The organism is Paenibacillus sp. Y568, assembly GCF_059445545.1.
On the sequence record NZ_JCAIUM010000008.1, the window covers coordinates 214619 to 230330 of the forward strand.

15 protein-coding genes are annotated in these 15712 nt (G+C 39.8%); 2 read left to right on the plus strand and 13 right to left on the minus strand.

What is annotated here, in order from left to right:
- Nucleotides 1–12: 12 nt before the first annotated feature.
- From AC1D7X_RS13630 to AC1D7X_RS13650, 5 genes are all read right to left on the minus strand, one after another.
- Nucleotides 13–1281: a hypothetical protein gene (locus AC1D7X_RS13630; RefSeq protein ID WP_495475433.1), complete on the minus strand. Its 1269-nt coding sequence runs from the start codon at nt 1279–1281 to the stop codon at nt 13–15.
- A 321-nt stretch (nt 1282–1602) separates the two neighbouring features.
- Nucleotides 1603–2394, minus strand: coding sequence for a copper amine oxidase N-terminal domain-containing protein (locus tag AC1D7X_RS13635; protein WP_495475434.1), 792 nt, complete (start codon nt 2392–2394; stop codon nt 1603–1605).
- Between the two features lie 21 nt (nt 2395–2415).
- A complete protein-coding gene (locus AC1D7X_RS13640; protein ID WP_495475435.1) occupies nt 2416–2628 on the minus strand; it encodes a hypothetical protein in 213 nt (70 codons plus the stop codon).
- 63 nt (nt 2629–2691) lie between these two features.
- Nucleotides 2692–3129, minus strand: a complete 438-nt coding sequence (locus AC1D7X_RS13645) for a copper amine oxidase N-terminal domain-containing protein (RefSeq protein ID WP_495475436.1) — start codon at nt 3127–3129, stop codon at nt 2692–2694.
- A gap of 365 nt (nt 3130–3494) precedes the next feature.
- Nucleotides 3495–5147 (minus strand): copper amine oxidase N-terminal domain-containing protein, encoded by a 1653-nt coding sequence (locus tag AC1D7X_RS13650; RefSeq protein WP_495475437.1) that lies wholly within the window; start codon nt 5145–5147, stop codon nt 3495–3497.
- A gap of 231 nt (nt 5148–5378) precedes the next feature.
- Here AC1D7X_RS13650 and AC1D7X_RS13655 point away from each other — a divergent pair, with 231 nt between their 5' ends.
- Together AC1D7X_RS13655 and AC1D7X_RS13660 are read left to right on the plus strand one after the other, a co-directional pair.
- Nucleotides 5379–5858, plus strand: a complete 480-nt coding sequence (locus tag AC1D7X_RS13655; RefSeq protein WP_495475438.1) for an RNA polymerase sigma factor — start codon at nt 5379–5381, stop codon at nt 5856–5858.
- Between the two features lie 4 nt (nt 5859–5862).
- Nucleotides 5863–6564 (plus strand): zf-HC2 domain-containing protein, encoded by a 702-nt coding sequence (locus tag AC1D7X_RS13660; RefSeq protein WP_495475439.1) that lies wholly within the window; start codon nt 5863–5865, stop codon nt 6562–6564.
- 273 nt (nt 6565–6837) lie between these two features.
- On the opposite strand, the gene AC1D7X_RS13665 is transcribed toward AC1D7X_RS13660, so the two are convergent.
- The 8 genes from AC1D7X_RS13665 to AC1D7X_RS13700 all read right to left on the minus strand — a co-directional run bounded on the left by AC1D7X_RS13665 (nt 6838) and on the right by AC1D7X_RS13700 (nt 15687).
- Nucleotides 6838–7758 carry an N-acetylglucosamine kinase gene (locus tag AC1D7X_RS13665; RefSeq protein WP_495475440.1) on the minus strand — a complete coding sequence of 307 codons (921 nt, stop codon included), beginning with the start codon at nt 7756–7758 and terminating at the stop codon, nt 6838–6840.
- 26 nt (nt 7759–7784) lie between these two features.
- Complete coding sequence (locus AC1D7X_RS13670) at nt 7785–9344, minus strand: glycoside hydrolase family 3 protein (protein ID WP_495457326.1); 1560 nt, start codon at nt 9342–9344, stop codon at nt 7785–7787.
- Between the two features lie 15 nt (nt 9345–9359).
- Nucleotides 9360–10499 (minus strand): exo-beta-N-acetylmuramidase NamZ family protein, encoded by a 1140-nt coding sequence (locus tag AC1D7X_RS13675; RefSeq protein ID WP_495475441.1) that lies wholly within the window; start codon nt 10497–10499, stop codon nt 9360–9362.
- A gap of 108 nt (nt 10500–10607) precedes the next feature.
- On the minus strand, nt 10608–11312 hold the full coding sequence (locus tag AC1D7X_RS13680) for a PIG-L deacetylase family protein (protein WP_495457328.1): 705 nt from the start codon (nt 11310–11312) through the stop codon (nt 10608–10610).
- Nucleotides 11312–12280 (minus strand): GNAT family N-acetyltransferase, encoded by a 969-nt coding sequence (locus AC1D7X_RS13685; RefSeq protein WP_495475442.1) that lies wholly within the window; start codon nt 12278–12280, stop codon nt 11312–11314. The genes AC1D7X_RS13680 and AC1D7X_RS13685 overlap by 1 nt, the downstream gene beginning before the upstream one ends.
- Before the next feature lie 58 nt (nt 12281–12338).
- On the minus strand, nt 12339–13199 hold the full coding sequence (locus AC1D7X_RS13690; protein ID WP_495457330.1) for a carbohydrate ABC transporter permease: 861 nt from the start codon (nt 13197–13199) through the stop codon (nt 12339–12341).
- Nucleotides 13200–13217: 18 nt separating this feature from the next.
- A complete protein-coding gene (locus tag AC1D7X_RS13695) occupies nt 13218–14153 on the minus strand; it encodes a carbohydrate ABC transporter permease (RefSeq protein ID WP_495457353.1) in 936 nt (311 codons plus the stop codon).
- An 88-nt stretch (nt 14154–14241) separates the two neighbouring features.
- Nucleotides 14242–15687: an ABC transporter substrate-binding protein gene (locus AC1D7X_RS13700; protein ID WP_495457331.1), complete on the minus strand. Its 1446-nt coding sequence runs from the start codon at nt 15685–15687 to the stop codon at nt 14242–14244.
- Nucleotides 15688–15712 lie beyond the last annotated feature (25 nt).

The following is a 15712-nucleotide window of genomic DNA, read 5'->3' on the forward strand; positions in this document are numbered from 1 at the left end:
CTGAATTGAAAACTAAAAGTCATTTAATGAAATCACTTCGCCATTGGATGCATTCACAACGTAATTACAGTCTAGTAATCCACATAGGATGTATCGCTGTTGTTCAGAATCCCAAACATAGTAAGGTTCCAAAGTAATCCATTCTCTGATTTGTTCAAATGCCTCTTCTCTATTAATCGTTATTTCATCAGCCGCTTGAAATTGATGGAATGTTTCCAATAAAGGCTCGTTATCCATATAATTAATGGCTTCAAATCTCTCTTCATCAATGATGATCTTAAGCTTTCTTTGGGATACGCGATTGTCTTGTTTATCGACTTTCAACGTTGCATGGATATTTCCTTTGTCACGATGTAAGGTTCTCAGTGTCCATTTTTCCGCATCATTAGGATATACTTGGCGTAAAAAATCTATGACAGCATGAATACTCTTCTCTTGCTCAAGCTTGGTTAACGGAAATGAATCAGGGTGCGGTTCCTTAGAAAATGCCTGTTCGATTGTGACATCTTCAATCCAATTTACTATCTTTCTTTCAAACAGTTGCTCGTTCGAAGTAGTCCAATTCATGATGCTGTCTATTGCTATATACGACTTTGTATTTACGTTGAATTCAAAAGGTACCGTTGATTTATTATCATTTGTAACATAGATTTCTTCCAACCCGTATGCGAGGATTAACACCTTTTGATCGAATGCAGGTATTTCAATAAGTTTCAATTGTGACTTCGCCAACTCTTCTATATCTCCAAGAGAAAGTGAATACGTCTCTCCAGTCACCCATTCTTTAGAAAGGAACTGACCGTACTTATTAAATTTAGTCAGCTTCCCTTCTTCATCGAATTTGATTGTGATATTCCCAGATGGCGAGACCGGAATACGACCCATACATTCTTGAAATCGATATTCCCTTTCTCCATCTTTTGTCAGATGAAAGTGTGTTCCGTATATCAGTCCTGTTTCATTTTCAATCCATTTTATAATTTCAATCTTATCTAGCACTTTTAATGTATTCCCGCTTGCATAAGACTTCCCTCCAACAAAAATAACACTTTCATACAAGCCATTATTCACGTTAATATTAATTACTGCTGTTCCAACTGGATTGTAACCTTCATCCTCTTGTTCAGTGATATGAGTAGGGAACCACTCCATACATAATGTATATTCCGTTTCATTAATGATGTTTAGGTTTCGATAAAACGTGTGTCTATGTAAATCATAGTTATCTAATCCGAATTTTTGTTTTGTAGAATCAATTAATGCTTTTAATATTAAGTTCACGCAAAGGACCTCACTTCTACAAGAGTATGATAGAAACATATAAGTGTCGGATAAGCTAGGACTGGTAGGGTACCAACGGCCAACGGTATAAATGGGGAAAAAGAATCCGTGAGATGACTATGAAGCGAAGGTAATTCATATACCAAAGAAATCCGGTAAAGGGCAAGAAAGTTTCGTATTACAAGACATCTTTATTAAATTGGAATAATAAACCAATAAATTAAGTGGTGGTATTATCCCTTTACGGTAACAAAGAACGGTTCCAGAAAAAAAATAGGCGGCCACTCCCCGGTAGAATACCGTGGAGCGATCGCCGCTTAATTAATCGTTATAGGCACCAACCAGAATATATCTAAGTGAATCTGAAAGAATTGTATTGGTTGTTTGAACTGAAAACCTGCCACCTGGTTTCGTTATGGCTTCATTATGAATATCAAAATAACCGAAATGTGAGTCTTGAACGTAAAAATGCAAGTAACCCTTATCACTTAAAGTTGTTGAAGCATCATTAATGATAGTCAAACGAACGTTAGCAAGGGGTACACCCTGATTTTTAGTTACGATAGCTGTTGAGGCGGGTCTGACATCAGGATTTATTTTATTCGATAAAAAATGTAATTCATCACTAACTATTCCGGAAGGTAAATAAGCTGGATCAACCTTTAGACTTACAAGACTTTTGGCTTGATCAAAATTCGTATCCGTGTGGAAGGCTCTAGTAATTACGCTTAATGGAATGAACATGCTTCCCTTAATCAAGGTAGGAATCGTATCCATCATGGAGTGAACACCATTTATTTCGATATCATTTAAGCCAATAGTCATTTTTAAGGTATCATTTTTCCTTGAAATCAAAGCCACTTTGTTTACAGCATCATAAGTTACTTCTGCAGACAATAAATCAGATAAGCTACGCAAAGGGACCATTAACCGATTATTTTGATCAATATAGGGAGCTAAAGGAGCAGTGTATACAACATAAAATTGATTGATTTTTAATAGTATTGTCGAATTAACCTCTGTAGATTTAAATTTACTAGAGGCACTTGCTGATAGGGAGAACATTGAAAAAGACAACATTATAATGCAAAACATAATCATTGTTCGCTTCATATTACGTGCACCTACCTTCTTTTATTTACCTTCCAAATCAATTATTCCATTGCTTTTCCATCCCGAATCACCAAAGATACCTGAACCCTGATACAAGAAAGCTATTTTTATTGAAGGTGTTGGCCCTATTTTATCCTTTAGTGAGTTTTCGAAAAGGCTCTGACTAGCATCCTCCCCGTCGTTTTTAATATGAGCCTGCCATGTTGCAACAAGGAAATCATCCTTATATTCCATAAGAGATATTGTTTCATTGCCGTCGATTACGAAAAACTTCTGCTGTTCATTACTAAGTGGTGATTAGATGGAGACGGTATTATTTGTCCAATCTACCTTATAACCATACTCTTCGGATAGAAATCTCAAAGGAACATAAACACGATGTTTTACGACTTTCACAGAAACATCCAGTGGAATCTCCCCCGATGAATTCAGTCTTCCTTCAACGAATGCCTTCTTTTGTCCCACGGTAAGTTTTAGCTTCTCTGACCACTTGCTAATCGTTGTAGTATTGCTTTTTTGATCCCAAGCTACAGAGGCACCTAGAGATTCAGATACTACACGAATCGGTATCAAGACTCGGCCCTTTTCAACAATTGGAGCCGTATCGGTCTGGATTGGTTTATTTTTAACCATGATTGTTATAGGTTCAGCACCATAAGATGTAGAACCGTAGGATATAGACCCGAACGTTATTATACCGAGTGTTGCGAATGCCAATACAAGGTTCTTCAACATATTCACACCTTTTTTAGTCACGATTAATAAACGCAAGGCATCTTAATAAGTTGCAATTACTTCCAATAATCATGATTGTGTTATCCTACACCCCAAGCTAACCATTCGAAGATTTGATCTACTCTTAACATCAAACTCTTCTAGCAATTCTGCCAGTAGCATAATAGATGTCAACACCAACTTAATAATCCCAAAACGTAGCAGTCAAAAATCCCCTGGTTTGAGCTGGATTAGGATTTTTTTACTTTCCATTAAATCCGGTTTGAAGAATCCAGCAACGCTAGACTGTCGCCGATTCTTAATAAAATGAACAGGATGAGGGGAGGGCCTTATTGCCCCAACTCATCCTGCAATTAATTTCTTATTTATTCTATTTCTGTCGGTAAGAACTTTGTTAATAATGATTGTTCACTTTCAGAGAGAATCCCTATCTTTTTGATTGAATGATTGTCAACAGAATAGCGATAAAGAATCGATGATTCCAGAAGATCATCTGATTTGCTTAAAAAGTCGAAACCTAGACCGTCCTTATGCCATGCAACAGAAGTTATGAGTCTATAATCTTTACTGGATATTTCAGAAAAGGCTTTACTTTCAGTATCGTATACCGCAATATAACTTGATCCAATGTCACCAATTCCAAAAGCAAGCTTTTTTCCATCAGGCGACCAATTGTAACTATCAGTCTTTTCACTTACCATTGCTTGATCTGTCAGATTAAATTTATTAAGGACAACTTGTTCTCCGCTAAGGAGATCCAATACAATTAATCTAGACCCTTCATGGTCCCTCACATGAATGGCTAACTGCCTGTTTTCAGATAAAGCTGCTGAATGAATGCCTAAGGGTTTCTTATCTAAATTGATTGTATAATTTCCGCTACTACTTTCAATCTTTATAGAGCCTATCACTGTTTTGGCTTCGTGAGCTTGTTCTCCCTCCGCCTTAGAGATCTCTGCGATAAGTACTACATCTCCAGTTTTCCAAACAATTTGTTTATCAGTGACTTTTACATTCACAATATCTTCTGAAGCATAATAAAGCATGGAGTCAAAAATATTCACAATCTCTTTACGAACCTCACCTTCCATAGTCAGGGAAAATAACCCGGTAGAATTCATAACCTCTGAACCAACATACCTTTCGTACCCCGTTTGTGTTTCCTTACCGTTCAAATCAATGACCCCATTGCTTTCCCATCCCGAATCACCAGATATGCCTGAACCGTGATACAAAAAGGCTTTTTTTATGGAAGGTGTATGCCCAGTTTTATCCTTTAGTTTGTCTTCAAAAAGGCTCTGAATGCCATCCTCCCCGACGGTTTTCAGATGAGCCTGCCAGGTTACGATGAGGAAATCTTCCTTATATTCCATAAAAGAAATGGTTTCGCCGCTGTCAATTACGAAAAATCTGAGTGCCTCCCCTTCGGGAAACATAAATGTAGTGTCATAAACTTCATGTTCATGCGGGGTATTTTCATAATGAGTTTTCTGTGAATTCCAATACGAAGACATTGCAAATTTTCTAGCCGCGGCAAGATCACCTTTATAAAGTGTCTTCTGCTGTTCATTGTCTAGTGGTGAACGGATGGAGACGGTATTATTTGTCCAATCTACCTTATAACCATACACTTCCGATAGAAATCGCAAAGGTACGTAAACACGATTTTTTACGACTTTCACAGAAACGTCCAGTGGAATCTCACCAGATGAATCTAGTCTTCCTTCAAGGAATGCCTTCTTTTGTCCCACAGTAAGTTTTAGCTTCTCTGACCACTTGCTAATCGTTGCAGTATTCTTCTTTTGATCCCAAGCTACAGAGGCACCTAGAGATTCAGATACCGCACGAATCGGGATCAAGACCCTACCCTTCTCAACAACTGGAGCCATATCAGTCTGGATTGGTTTGTTTTTAACCATGATTGTTATAGGTTCAGCACCATAAGATGTAGAACCGTAGGATATAGAACCGAACGTTATTATACCGAGCGTTGCAAATGCCAATACAAGTTTTTTCAAACATATTCACTCCTTTGTAGTCATGATTAATAAACGTAAGCTATCTCAATAAGTTGCAATTACTTCCAAATAATCACGATTGTGTTATCCTATGATCATCTTGCTAATTGAAATTTTTACAGATAGTTCATATTCTCGAATGGTTCACGTTTCAACACTGTCCCTTTATAAACAAAAAATATTGTAACAAATGCACCACATACAAGTCTTATATACGACGGAGGTGAGAATGTGACGGATTTCGAGAATATATACAATCAATATTTCAAAGATGTTTATCGATTTGTATTGTCTATAAGCAGAGATCCAACAGTCGCTGAAGAGATTACACAGGAAACATTTTTCAAAGCATTGAACAGCATTCATCAATTTAAAGGAAACTGCAAAATCAATGTATGGCTATGCCAAATCGCCAAAAATACATACTTTTCCCACCTTGATAAGCAAAAGCGTTTTACAACAAATGATTCACCTGAATCTGCAAGTGATCATTGTATCGAAGATACGCTACTCAAGAAGGAAGAAATTTTCCGAATTCATAAGGCATTACATTGCCTTGATGAGCCTTATAGAGAAGTGTTTACGTTAAGGGTGTTTGGGGAATTGTCTTTTGCGCAAATCAGTCAGATATTTGAAAGAACCGAAAGTTGGTCAAGGGTTACCTTCCACCGTGCTAAAAGAAAAGTACAAGACCTAATAAAGGAGGAATAGTGTCATGGGGCAAATTTCGTGTGAAATTATTAAAGATTTACTACCCTTGTATGGTGATGAGGTGTGTAGTAAAGAAAGTGCCGCAATCGTTGAGGAGCATCTCGCAGAATGTCATCGTTGTCAGACAGAGTTAGATTCAATTAAGGCAGATGTCACCTTACCTGAAGACGTTGTTGAACAGAATTACAGTGATAGTCATGCATTAAAAGGTATTGCATTCTCATGGAAACGTGCCAAATTAAAGGCGTTTGTCAAAGGTCTAATAGGGGCAACTCTTCTGTCCATTGCCATAATTGGTGGTATGGTGCTTTTTCAATGGGATATTATGAAAGTGTCCTCTGACGTTGTTGAAGTTTCTGAGGTTAGTAAATTATCAGATGGTAGAATTGTGTATCATTTAAAATTATCAGATGGTTATGAATTAGATAGAGCCAAATTTGTTATGGATGAAAACGGAGATTTCTATTGGACGCCATTACGACCAATCATCAAAACTAAATCAAAATTCGATATTGGCCTTCAAAATACGTACAATACCTTTGGTGAGATTGAAACACACTACTATCGAGAAAAATATGGTGCTAATGCAGAGATTAAAGCCTTATATATCGGAACTTCAGATGATCCTATTCTAGTCTGGAAAAAGGGTATGGAGTTACCTCCAGCAAGCGATGAAACTGAAGCTTACTTCACAGATCTGAATTAATACTATTCAGAGTAATCCTTCGTAAAATTATCATTTCCTTCACAAATAGATTGTGTAAAGGATGCCTTGAAGCGAAAATCCATACTTGCAGAAAACTAAGAATACTATTCGAAGCAGCGAAGATAGCGGAATTGTCCTGAAGAAGCGTAAGCGTTCGCCTTTGCCATCGGATTTCAACCGCTATAGGGGTTATACAATCAAGAAATCTGAGGGCAACAGCGATCGTAAGGACAATCCGTTATCGTAGCGGCATCCTACATCTATGCTTAGAATCTAATGAGTAGCATTCAACTGATTCATTGCCATTAAGACCGCACCACTCGCTGCATCTTTTTTAGCAATAATACATTCCAAGTCGGAATAGCGTTGGTTCAGCATTTCTTCAAAAGCAGTCCGCACACAGGTAGCATTGAGTAATACACTACCCGCCATAGCGAGGGTTCCTTTTTGAAGCGCTAGCTTTTCAACGACTGGTACTACCAATTCACACAATGAGGAAGCGCTTTGGTTAGCAATCGATAGTGCAGCTGCATCACCTAATGCGCATGCTTCCGACACGATCGGTGCCAAAGCTGCAATGTCTTTTTTATTGGTAGTCTTATCATACACAAACTTGATAATCTGCTGTACATTCTCCACTTGAAGTTGCTTATACACCAATCTAGTGATTTCAGTTTGTGGTATTCGACCATCATGCGCCTGAACTACGGCCGTAAGTACGTCTCTTCCCATACTATACCCGCTACCCTCATCATCAATGAGGTGACCGAATCCACCCGTGCGATGAGAACTTCCGGATTCATTCTTCCCATAACAGATAGATCCCGTACCAGCGATTAGTATCAACCCATGTAATTGTTCTTGCGCACCGTAAAGGCTCGTTTCGTGATCGCCCGTAATAGTCAACCCTCCCTGATACCCACACGCTCTAACTTCGGCTTCTAAACGTGAAATAACCGTAGGATGACTAACACCAGCCGCACCAATACAAATCTGTACACAATGCTCCAATCCACCGCATACACTTGAAATGGTTGTGCAAATCTCTTGTATGCTCTGGCGAACACTAGCTTCGTCATGTCCATTATAGTTAATAGCACCAGATGTAAAGGAATGCACTACGAATCCAGTCTCGTCGGCAATGGTCACCGCAGTTTTGGTACCGCCACCATCCCACCCTGCAACATATCTCATCCATGATCACTTCCTTATTCCTGTAATTACAACGCTGTACTCAATATACCGGACGGTGCAATAGTGCCGCTCAAGATTTGTACTAATGAGTCAAATACTAAGGGTGTATATTCAAAAGCCACTAATCCGCATAGTTCTCCAGGAAGCTTATCCAGATCATATGGACTTCCGAGAGCTATAGCCATAACCTGATGGCCTTCAGCGTACAATTGATGTACGAGTTCTAATTGACCGGTATTACGAATCCCATTAAAAAGACCCACAATGACCTTTGAATATCCCCGCACATGGTTTAGCGTTTGTTGAATTTCATCTTGGTCAGGATTAATATTGATCATCTGAGATGCAGTAGAAAAGGCAGTAGACATCGCTTCTGGGAATGAGAGCTCTGTATTTACACTACTAGAAGCCATCGTTGAACGATAGGCATAACTCCCTACAAATACAGCATCTTTGTCATTTGGCTCAATCGTTAGCAATTCACCTCGAACATGGCAAATACTTTCTAGACTCATGGCTGCAATGGCGCGACGATGCGTTGCACAACCTACGATAGACAAGTCCGATCCCGATGCGTTACCATATTTCTTCTTATAATAGAGTACCTTTTCCACTGCTTCATCTATGATGCTCATTGGCAGTTGTCCAGACTGTACAGCACACTCTATTAATTCCACTGTTTCTATGACAAGCGAAGGTGTATGGCTGATATAGATCATGTGCACCCCTGCATTTAACGCGGCAAATGCCCCTTGAGCCGTACCATAATATTGTTGGATCGCATCCATCTCTAAACAATCGGAGATGACAAGTCCATCATAACCCAATTTATTTTTCAACAAATCCGTGATGATAGTTCTAGACATAGTCGCAGGTACTCTCTCTTTTTCAATCGAGGGAAATAGAATATGCGCACTCGTGATACATTCCGCTCCGTTTTCAATCGCGGTAATAAAAGGCTGCAGCTCCAAACTCATCAATTCCTCTAGAGACTTATCTATCACGGGTAGCCCTAGATGGGAATCAACAGCTGTGTCACCATGACCAGGAAAATGCTTGATGGATGCTAGCACTCCTCCGTCCTCGTCCTGTAACCCCTTCATCATTTGCACACCGTATTCTTCCACAATGTCTGCTGTATCACCATAAGATCGCACGTTAATTACTGGATTCAATTTATTATTATTAATGTCCAGCACAGGAGCCAGATTATGATTAATACCTAACACACGTAATTCACGAGCCGTAATGCGTCCTGCGGTATAAGCATTTTCCGGACGTCCCGTTGAAGCTATCGCCATAGCACCAGGAATATTGACTGCATCCTCAGGTAAACGCGTCACCCTACCCCCTTCTTGATCGATAGATATCAGAGCATCATATCCTGTACTGTCCTTTATCAACGATTGTATCTCTCCACATAATTCCTGAAGTTGAACCTTATTCGCTACATTGTGGGAGAACAATATCACATTTCCGATTTTATAATCCGTGATTAAATGTCTTAGATCATCCGTTATGGTCTGTTCTGGAAATCCGGTTACGATGAGTTGACCAATCTTTTCTCTCAATGATAGATGATTCATGCGACCTCTTCTCCTTTAGTACAGATGATATTGCTGTTTGATCTCTGTAAATTCAAGACTTTCCAGACGGAATTGCTCCAGAAGGTTCGATAGATCTAGAGAATCGTCACGATACAACTTATCCCCACACAACAGATCAATAAAAGGTCTAGCGTTTTCCTTCACAGGTGGCAAGAAGGCAAATTCATCGTATAGATGCTTAATGGTATACATTAGCGTAACACCCGTCGCCACAGCGTGAAAGCTCCGAGAATTAGTTATATAAAGCTGTACTCCCCCGCAAAGTTCTCCTTGATGTTTTGAAAATGCAGGTTTGAAAAATACAGGACGGAACAACACCCCCGGGATTCTCAATGCATTCATTTCATTCGCAAGTTGCTCACTTTGAATAAAAGGTGCACCTATGATCTCAAAAGGAAAGGTCGTTCCTCTACCCTCAGATAGATTCGTCCCTTCAAATATGCAAGTACCGCTATACAGAAGGGCTGATTCAAACCGTGGAATACCCATAGATGGCTGTACCCAGATTCGTCCGGTTTCAGGGAATTGCATCTTCCTCTCCCAGCCTTCGCACCGCACCACATTCAGTTCACAATTCCACTTCATCTGGTCGTTGGCCATTATAGCTACCTCGCCGGCAGTCAACCCATAACGAACACTAAGAGGATAGTTGCCGACAAAAGATTGATAGCCCTGCTTTAGGATATTTCCTTCTACCGTCAAACCATCTAGCGGATTCATTCGGTCGAGAACGACAAATTCTTTACCCGCTTTAGCACAGTCTTCCAGAGCATAGAGCATCGTATAGATATAGGTATAATAGCGTACTCCCACATCCTGAATATCGTATACGATAAGATCTACCTCATCCAACATTTCCTGAGTTAATCGCTTGGAATCCTTACGATACAGGCTATGTACAGGCACACCCGTCATAGGATCTAGATAAGTTTCTACTAGAGCCCCTGCATCTAAATCCCCGCGTACCCCATGCTCTGGTGAGAACAAGGCGGCTAGATTGAAATTCTCGTGCAGAATTTCAATCGTGGATACAAAATCGTTGTTTAATCCCGTTGGTGCTGTAATCAGCCCCAGCCGCTTCCCTTGGAATAAGTGAGTATACTGTTCAATACAGTCAATACCGTTTTGGATCATAGCGCCCTCCGACCAATTAGAGTATGATTCGGCAAATGACTGTAACAAGTTATTGTTACAGTCATTCCCTATGCCATCTATAAGTTCGTGACTTTTTGAACAACCTCTCTATAATTCAGTTCTAAGTACACGCATCGTTTCTTCTGGAATCATGAACGTCTCTGCATATTCTTTCCGAGCTTCAATACCGCGAACTCTGGATAAGTGTTTGTAATATTCCAAGTAAGGAAAGGACTTACTTCCTGTGACGAACCAGTGCTGAGACACGGCCTTAATCCATAGATCATAAGCTTCTTGGGAGAAATCCACATACACATAAGGTTTATAATCCACGGCATCCTCCCAGTTCTCCGCATAATATAGTTTGGATGCAAAGAACGCAGGTTTTTCCCTTTCGAATGATGCTAAGCCAGCAAAAAAGCGTGCATCATTAACAATGAGATGTGTCGTCATATGATCCTTGTGCATGCTGTTCTTAAAGTGTGTGATAATAATATTCGGCTTCACCTCACGAATAACATCACACACGCGAAGACGCATTTCCTGATTATCTTGTAGTTCTCCGTCCGGAATATCGAATACGATGGATTCTCCACCCAACATCTCTGCAAAAGCCTTAGCCTCATTCACCTTCTGCACACGATACTCAGCCATATCTCTTCCTGCCGGAACACCACGTTCACCTGCGGTCAGTGCTAACGTCACAATACGATCACCCTTAAGAGCGTGACTTGCTAATACACCTCCTGCCGTTAGTTCAGCATCTCCCACATGTCCACCAATAGCTAAGATCGTAATTTTGGATTCACTCATCATTTAAGCTCCCTTCTCATGACAGAAAATTCTTTAGCGTGTCGAAACCCAGCCTTCTCGTAAATACGCTTGGCAGGATTGTTTCTTCCAGTAAACAGAGACATATATACGGTATCGATATTCTGGAATGCTTCACACATTTTGAAGAAAAGAATGCTACCTAGACCATGTCCCTCATGCTTGGGATGTACCCCAATTCCGGCAAAAAATGCTCTTCCATTATCCTGACGGATGACTGGACCAGCGAATCCCACGACATTCCCTTCATAAGCGGCAACTACTATTGGAACGCCTTCTGCCATATATTTAGGAATTTGTGTATTCCATAAGGAATTATCCAATCCGGCTAACATATCTTCCATTCCGGTATGCCTTTCTAGATCGAATTCTTCCACTCGATATCCTTCGGTAATTACCTTTGCTTCCTTGGCTTTCACATCTTCTGGAATGTAGAAATCAGCTAGATTCATATACATGGCGCACTCTCTCGAACGATCTATGTATCCTTGATTTAATAGAAACGTAAATAGCGAACTATCAATAGGTACGCCAGGTGCATTGTTATGCTCATGACCCGGTGTGTCTGGTATAATCCATGGTAATAACATCGGATTGAAGAACAATACATCAGCCTGCTGTTTCCCTAAATACTGAAAGCGATGCTCTAAAGCATCTAACATCAACTTATAGTTTTCATCCGTTATGTAGTCATCGGATAGAATGATACAGGTGATATATCCTGCCACATCTCCTAAGGGTAGATCGTCCCCTGTACATCCACAGGCGAAGCCTTTTACTAGATCAGATTCCAATAGAACAAATGTTGTTTCCTTATCAAAATAAGGATTAGACAAGAAGATCTCCGCGAAGCTACACTCCGTAAGCTCCTTATACCCATCTTGCACGGCTTCCCTGTTCCACAAAGTGAGAACTTCATCCATATACTGATTGTCCCAAGACTTAATCATGATCGTTACCTCCAACCTAGTAGGTCTAGTAAGATATCTCCCCTATGAATTCGTCATATTATCCTTTGACCGCACCAACAGTAACACCTTCTAAAAAATATTTTTGTAAGCTGAAAAAGAGGATAAACATAGGAAGAGCAGATATGGTTGCACCCGCCATCATTGGTGCGAAGTAAGTCGTATTTGCAAATTTAAAGTTCTTCAATCCAACCTGAATGGTCTGCATATCCATCGTATTCGTAACAAGGAATGGCCAGAAGAACGTATTCCAACTTTCCATAAAGGTGAGAATCGCCATAACAGCCAATATGGTCTTGGACAACGGAAGAATGATTCTAGTAAAGATCTGAAACTGATTACACCCCTCAATCTTGGCACATTCGAGTATTTCTTTCGGAATGGATGTCATAAACTGTTTGGCAAGAAAAATATTATATACCGTTACTAGTCCTGGTAGGATCAACGCTTTATAGGTATTCTGAATATGAAACGTATTTACGATAAGGATGTACAAAGGCACCTGCGTAACCTGATATGGAATCATCATGGCAACGAGAAGTAATGCAAACAATAGCTTACTGCCTCTAAATTTAACTTTGGCAAATGCATATCCCGCGAGACTAGCAAAAAGTACATTTGATATCATGACACTTGTTGCCACAATGAGAGAGTTTAAAAGCCATCTGTAGGAATACTCACTGTAATTAAAGAAGAACTTATAGGAATCCAAAGATATTTTGGTAGGGAATAAAGAATAACTCATTGCGCCAGCTTCGACAGGATCTCCTAAGGAAGAAATAATCATAAAATAAATTGGGAATAACGTCGCCAATGCGAAGAGTAACAGTGCAGCGATGATCACACCATTTCTGACATTCTTTACTGCTTTATTCCCGGTATGATTGTTATATAATGACATATCTGCTCCTCCTCTCTTTTAATACTCTACATCATTGCCCATAAACTTAAATTGGATAAATGCTATTACCGCAATTATCAGCGCTAATATTAAGGATTGAGCTGCTGCTTCACCGAATTCAAAATATTTAAATGCGTTATTAAAGATGAGCAATCCCACCATCGTTGTAGAATTGTCGGGACCTCCACCTGTCATTAAGTACGCATTTTGAAATACTTGGAACGAACCAATGACGCCTGTTACTAACAGAAATAACGTCGTCGGTTTCATACAAGGAAGGACTATGTACCATATTTTATGAAAGAAATTTGCTCCATCAATCTCGGCAGCTTCATAGTAAGTTTCATCTATGCCCAATAATCCCGCGATGTAGATGATGATACTTGTACCATGACTAGATAACCACGCCATAATAACTAAAGAAAGCATTGATGTACTACTAGAGCCTAACCAGTTCTGGTTCTCTACTCCGATTAAAGCCAAAAGTTTGTTGAAGATTCCCGTTGTCATCGGATCATAGATCCACAGCCAAACGACTGATAATGAAACACCGGAAACAACAGCTGGAAGGTAATAGATCGCTTTAAAGGTTGTCTGCATCCATTTTCTCAAGGGTAGAACCAGTACAGCAACAGCAAACGAAATAAATAAAGCCACCGGAACCGTTAAAATGGTATACACGACCGTATTCTTTATTGATTTCCAAAACAAGGAGTCCGTTAATGAACTAATATAATTATCCAGCCCTACAAAAGTGGAGCCCAACGGTTTGTAATCCTGAAAACTGATGATAAAGGCGCTGACCACAGGGTACGCTGTAAATAATGCAAATGTAACTAAAGCCACTGCAATAAATGCATATGCCCAACCTTCATCAGCTTTTATCCATTTCATCCTTTTTGGTTGTTTTCTGAATACGTTTTGTTTTTTTATTGGTTTTGCTGATTGAATCATCATGCACCCCCCCTTTTTATCAACAACATCTCTTGTGAACATATACCGGATCGTCGTGTAGGGTCATACGACGATCCGATTCAATATCCTAATCTACTACAATGCCGTCTTCACCAAATTCTTTAATGGCTGCTTTTTTAACAGCCTCATACATTGCTTCAGGTGTAATCTCGTCCGCAAGTAACGCTTGTAATTTAGGTACAATCACTTCATCTTCAAGTTTGATTGCTTTTGCCCCTAAATCTGCTGGGATATCTGGACGAGCAGGTGTAGCATGAGAGAGTAGAACTTCTACCGCTGCAACATTATCTGGATTTCTTTCAACCGTCATACTTTCTGCAGCTGTTCTACCACTCTTCGTAATATGTGCTGCGAAGAGATCATTGTTAGTCGTTGCGGCAACCTTACCGCTAGCTAAGAAATAAGCTGCTTTCACAACATTATCTTTATGCTCAGCTGTAGGTTCTTTCTTGCCGCGGAATGTGACATATCCATCAACAACCGTACTCGCCATGGCTTCTTCTCCTAAGAAAGTAGGAACTGGCAAGACAATATACTGAGCTTCAATACTTTCTGCAACAGCACTACCATCATTGGCTTTGATCTTCTCATTATTCTGATTAACGTTATTCTCAAAAGTAGCTAGGCCTTTTCCTGTGATCATAGTTTGACCTGTAAGGAACATATTCCAACGTTTACCTGCATCAACCGAGCTGAGCTCTTTAGGCATTGAACCATCATCAATCAATTCACGAACTGCTTTTAATACTTCCAAATAATTTTTGCTCGTGTAAGCGAATTTCAAATCTTTATTAAAGGCGGCCGGCATCCCTGCGTTTTTGATTAGTATGGTTAAGTAATCTTTCGATGCAACACCCGCAGTTGCAAATACGAATCCGTAACGAGAAGTCTTACTTCCATCCTTAACTACACCTTTCTTGATAGCTTCACGGAATTCCTCATAAGTCCAACCTTTTTGCTGAACACTTTTCCAATCAATTCCCGCTTCTTCTAGAAATGCTTTATTACCACCTAATGCATGAACTTCCATATAGCCTGGCAATCCATAAAGACCATCTGCTCGTTTCATATATTCAAGTGGCTTCTCATCATAATCCGCTATCATTTCTGGCGTTACTGTATCCGTTATGTCCATTAACATTCCTTGATCCATATATTTAGAGATTCCATCTGAACCGATGAAAGCAATATCTGGAGGACTGCCCGCATTGACCTGCGTGTCTAGCTTTTGCGTCATATCTTCCCAACTTGCAGGCTCTATTTTTAAAGTCAGATTAGGATATAAAGCCGTAAATTCCTTCTCCATTTGTGCAAAGTTTTCTTGGAAATGACCCGAAACGGGTGGTAGTAGAGCTGTAATCGTATCTTTTGCCACAGTTGTCGTTGTTCCTGATCCTGAAGTGTTACCTTGATTAGAACCTGCGTTATTCGATGAGCTTCCACATGCTGTCATTGTCGTCAATGCCATAGTTGCAACCAAAAGTGATGAAAAAATCCGAACTTTTCTACTCATAATAATAAGCCCCCCTCAAGGTTAA

Coding starts and splice junctions, on each gene's coding strand:
- AC1D7X_RS13635 (WP_495475434.1), bottom strand. CDS start 2,394: ATGAAGCGAACAATGATTATGTTTTGCATTATAATGTTGTCTTTTTCA.
- AC1D7X_RS13640 (WP_495475435.1), bottom strand. CDS start 2,628: ATGGAATATAAGGATGATTTCCTTGTTGCAACATGGCAGGCTCATATT.
- AC1D7X_RS13645 (WP_495475436.1), bottom strand. CDS start 3,129: ATGTTGAAGAACCTTGTATTGGCATTCGCAACACTCGGTATAATAACG.
- AC1D7X_RS13660 (WP_495475439.1), top strand. CDS start 5,863: ATGGGGCAAATTTCGTGTGAAATTATTAAAGATTTACTACCCTTGTAT.
- AC1D7X_RS13665 (WP_495475440.1), bottom strand. CDS start 7,758: ATGAGATATGTTGCAGGGTGGGATGGTGGCGGTACCAAAACTGCGGTG.
- AC1D7X_RS13670 (WP_495457326.1), bottom strand. CDS start 9,344: ATGAATCATCTATCATTGAGAGAAAAGATTGGTCAACTCATCGTAACC.
- AC1D7X_RS13675 (WP_495475441.1), bottom strand. CDS start 10,499: ATGATCCAAAACGGTATTGACTGTATTGAACAGTATACTCACTTATTC.
- AC1D7X_RS13680 (WP_495457328.1), bottom strand. CDS start 11,312: ATGAGTGAATCCAAAATTACGATCTTAGCTATTGGTGGACATGTGGGA.
- AC1D7X_RS13685 (WP_495475442.1), bottom strand. CDS start 12,280: ATGATTAAGTCTTGGGACAATCAGTATATGGATGAAGTTCTCACTTTG.
- AC1D7X_RS13690 (WP_495457330.1), bottom strand. CDS start 13,199: ATGTCATTATATAACAATCATACCGGGAATAAAGCAGTAAAGAATGTC.
- AC1D7X_RS13695 (WP_495457353.1), bottom strand. CDS start 14,153: ATGATTCAATCAGCAAAACCAATAAAAAAACAAAACGTATTCAGAAAA.
- AC1D7X_RS13700 (WP_495457331.1), bottom strand. CDS start 15,687: ATGAGTAGAAAAGTTCGGATTTTTTCATCACTTTTGGTTGCAACTATG.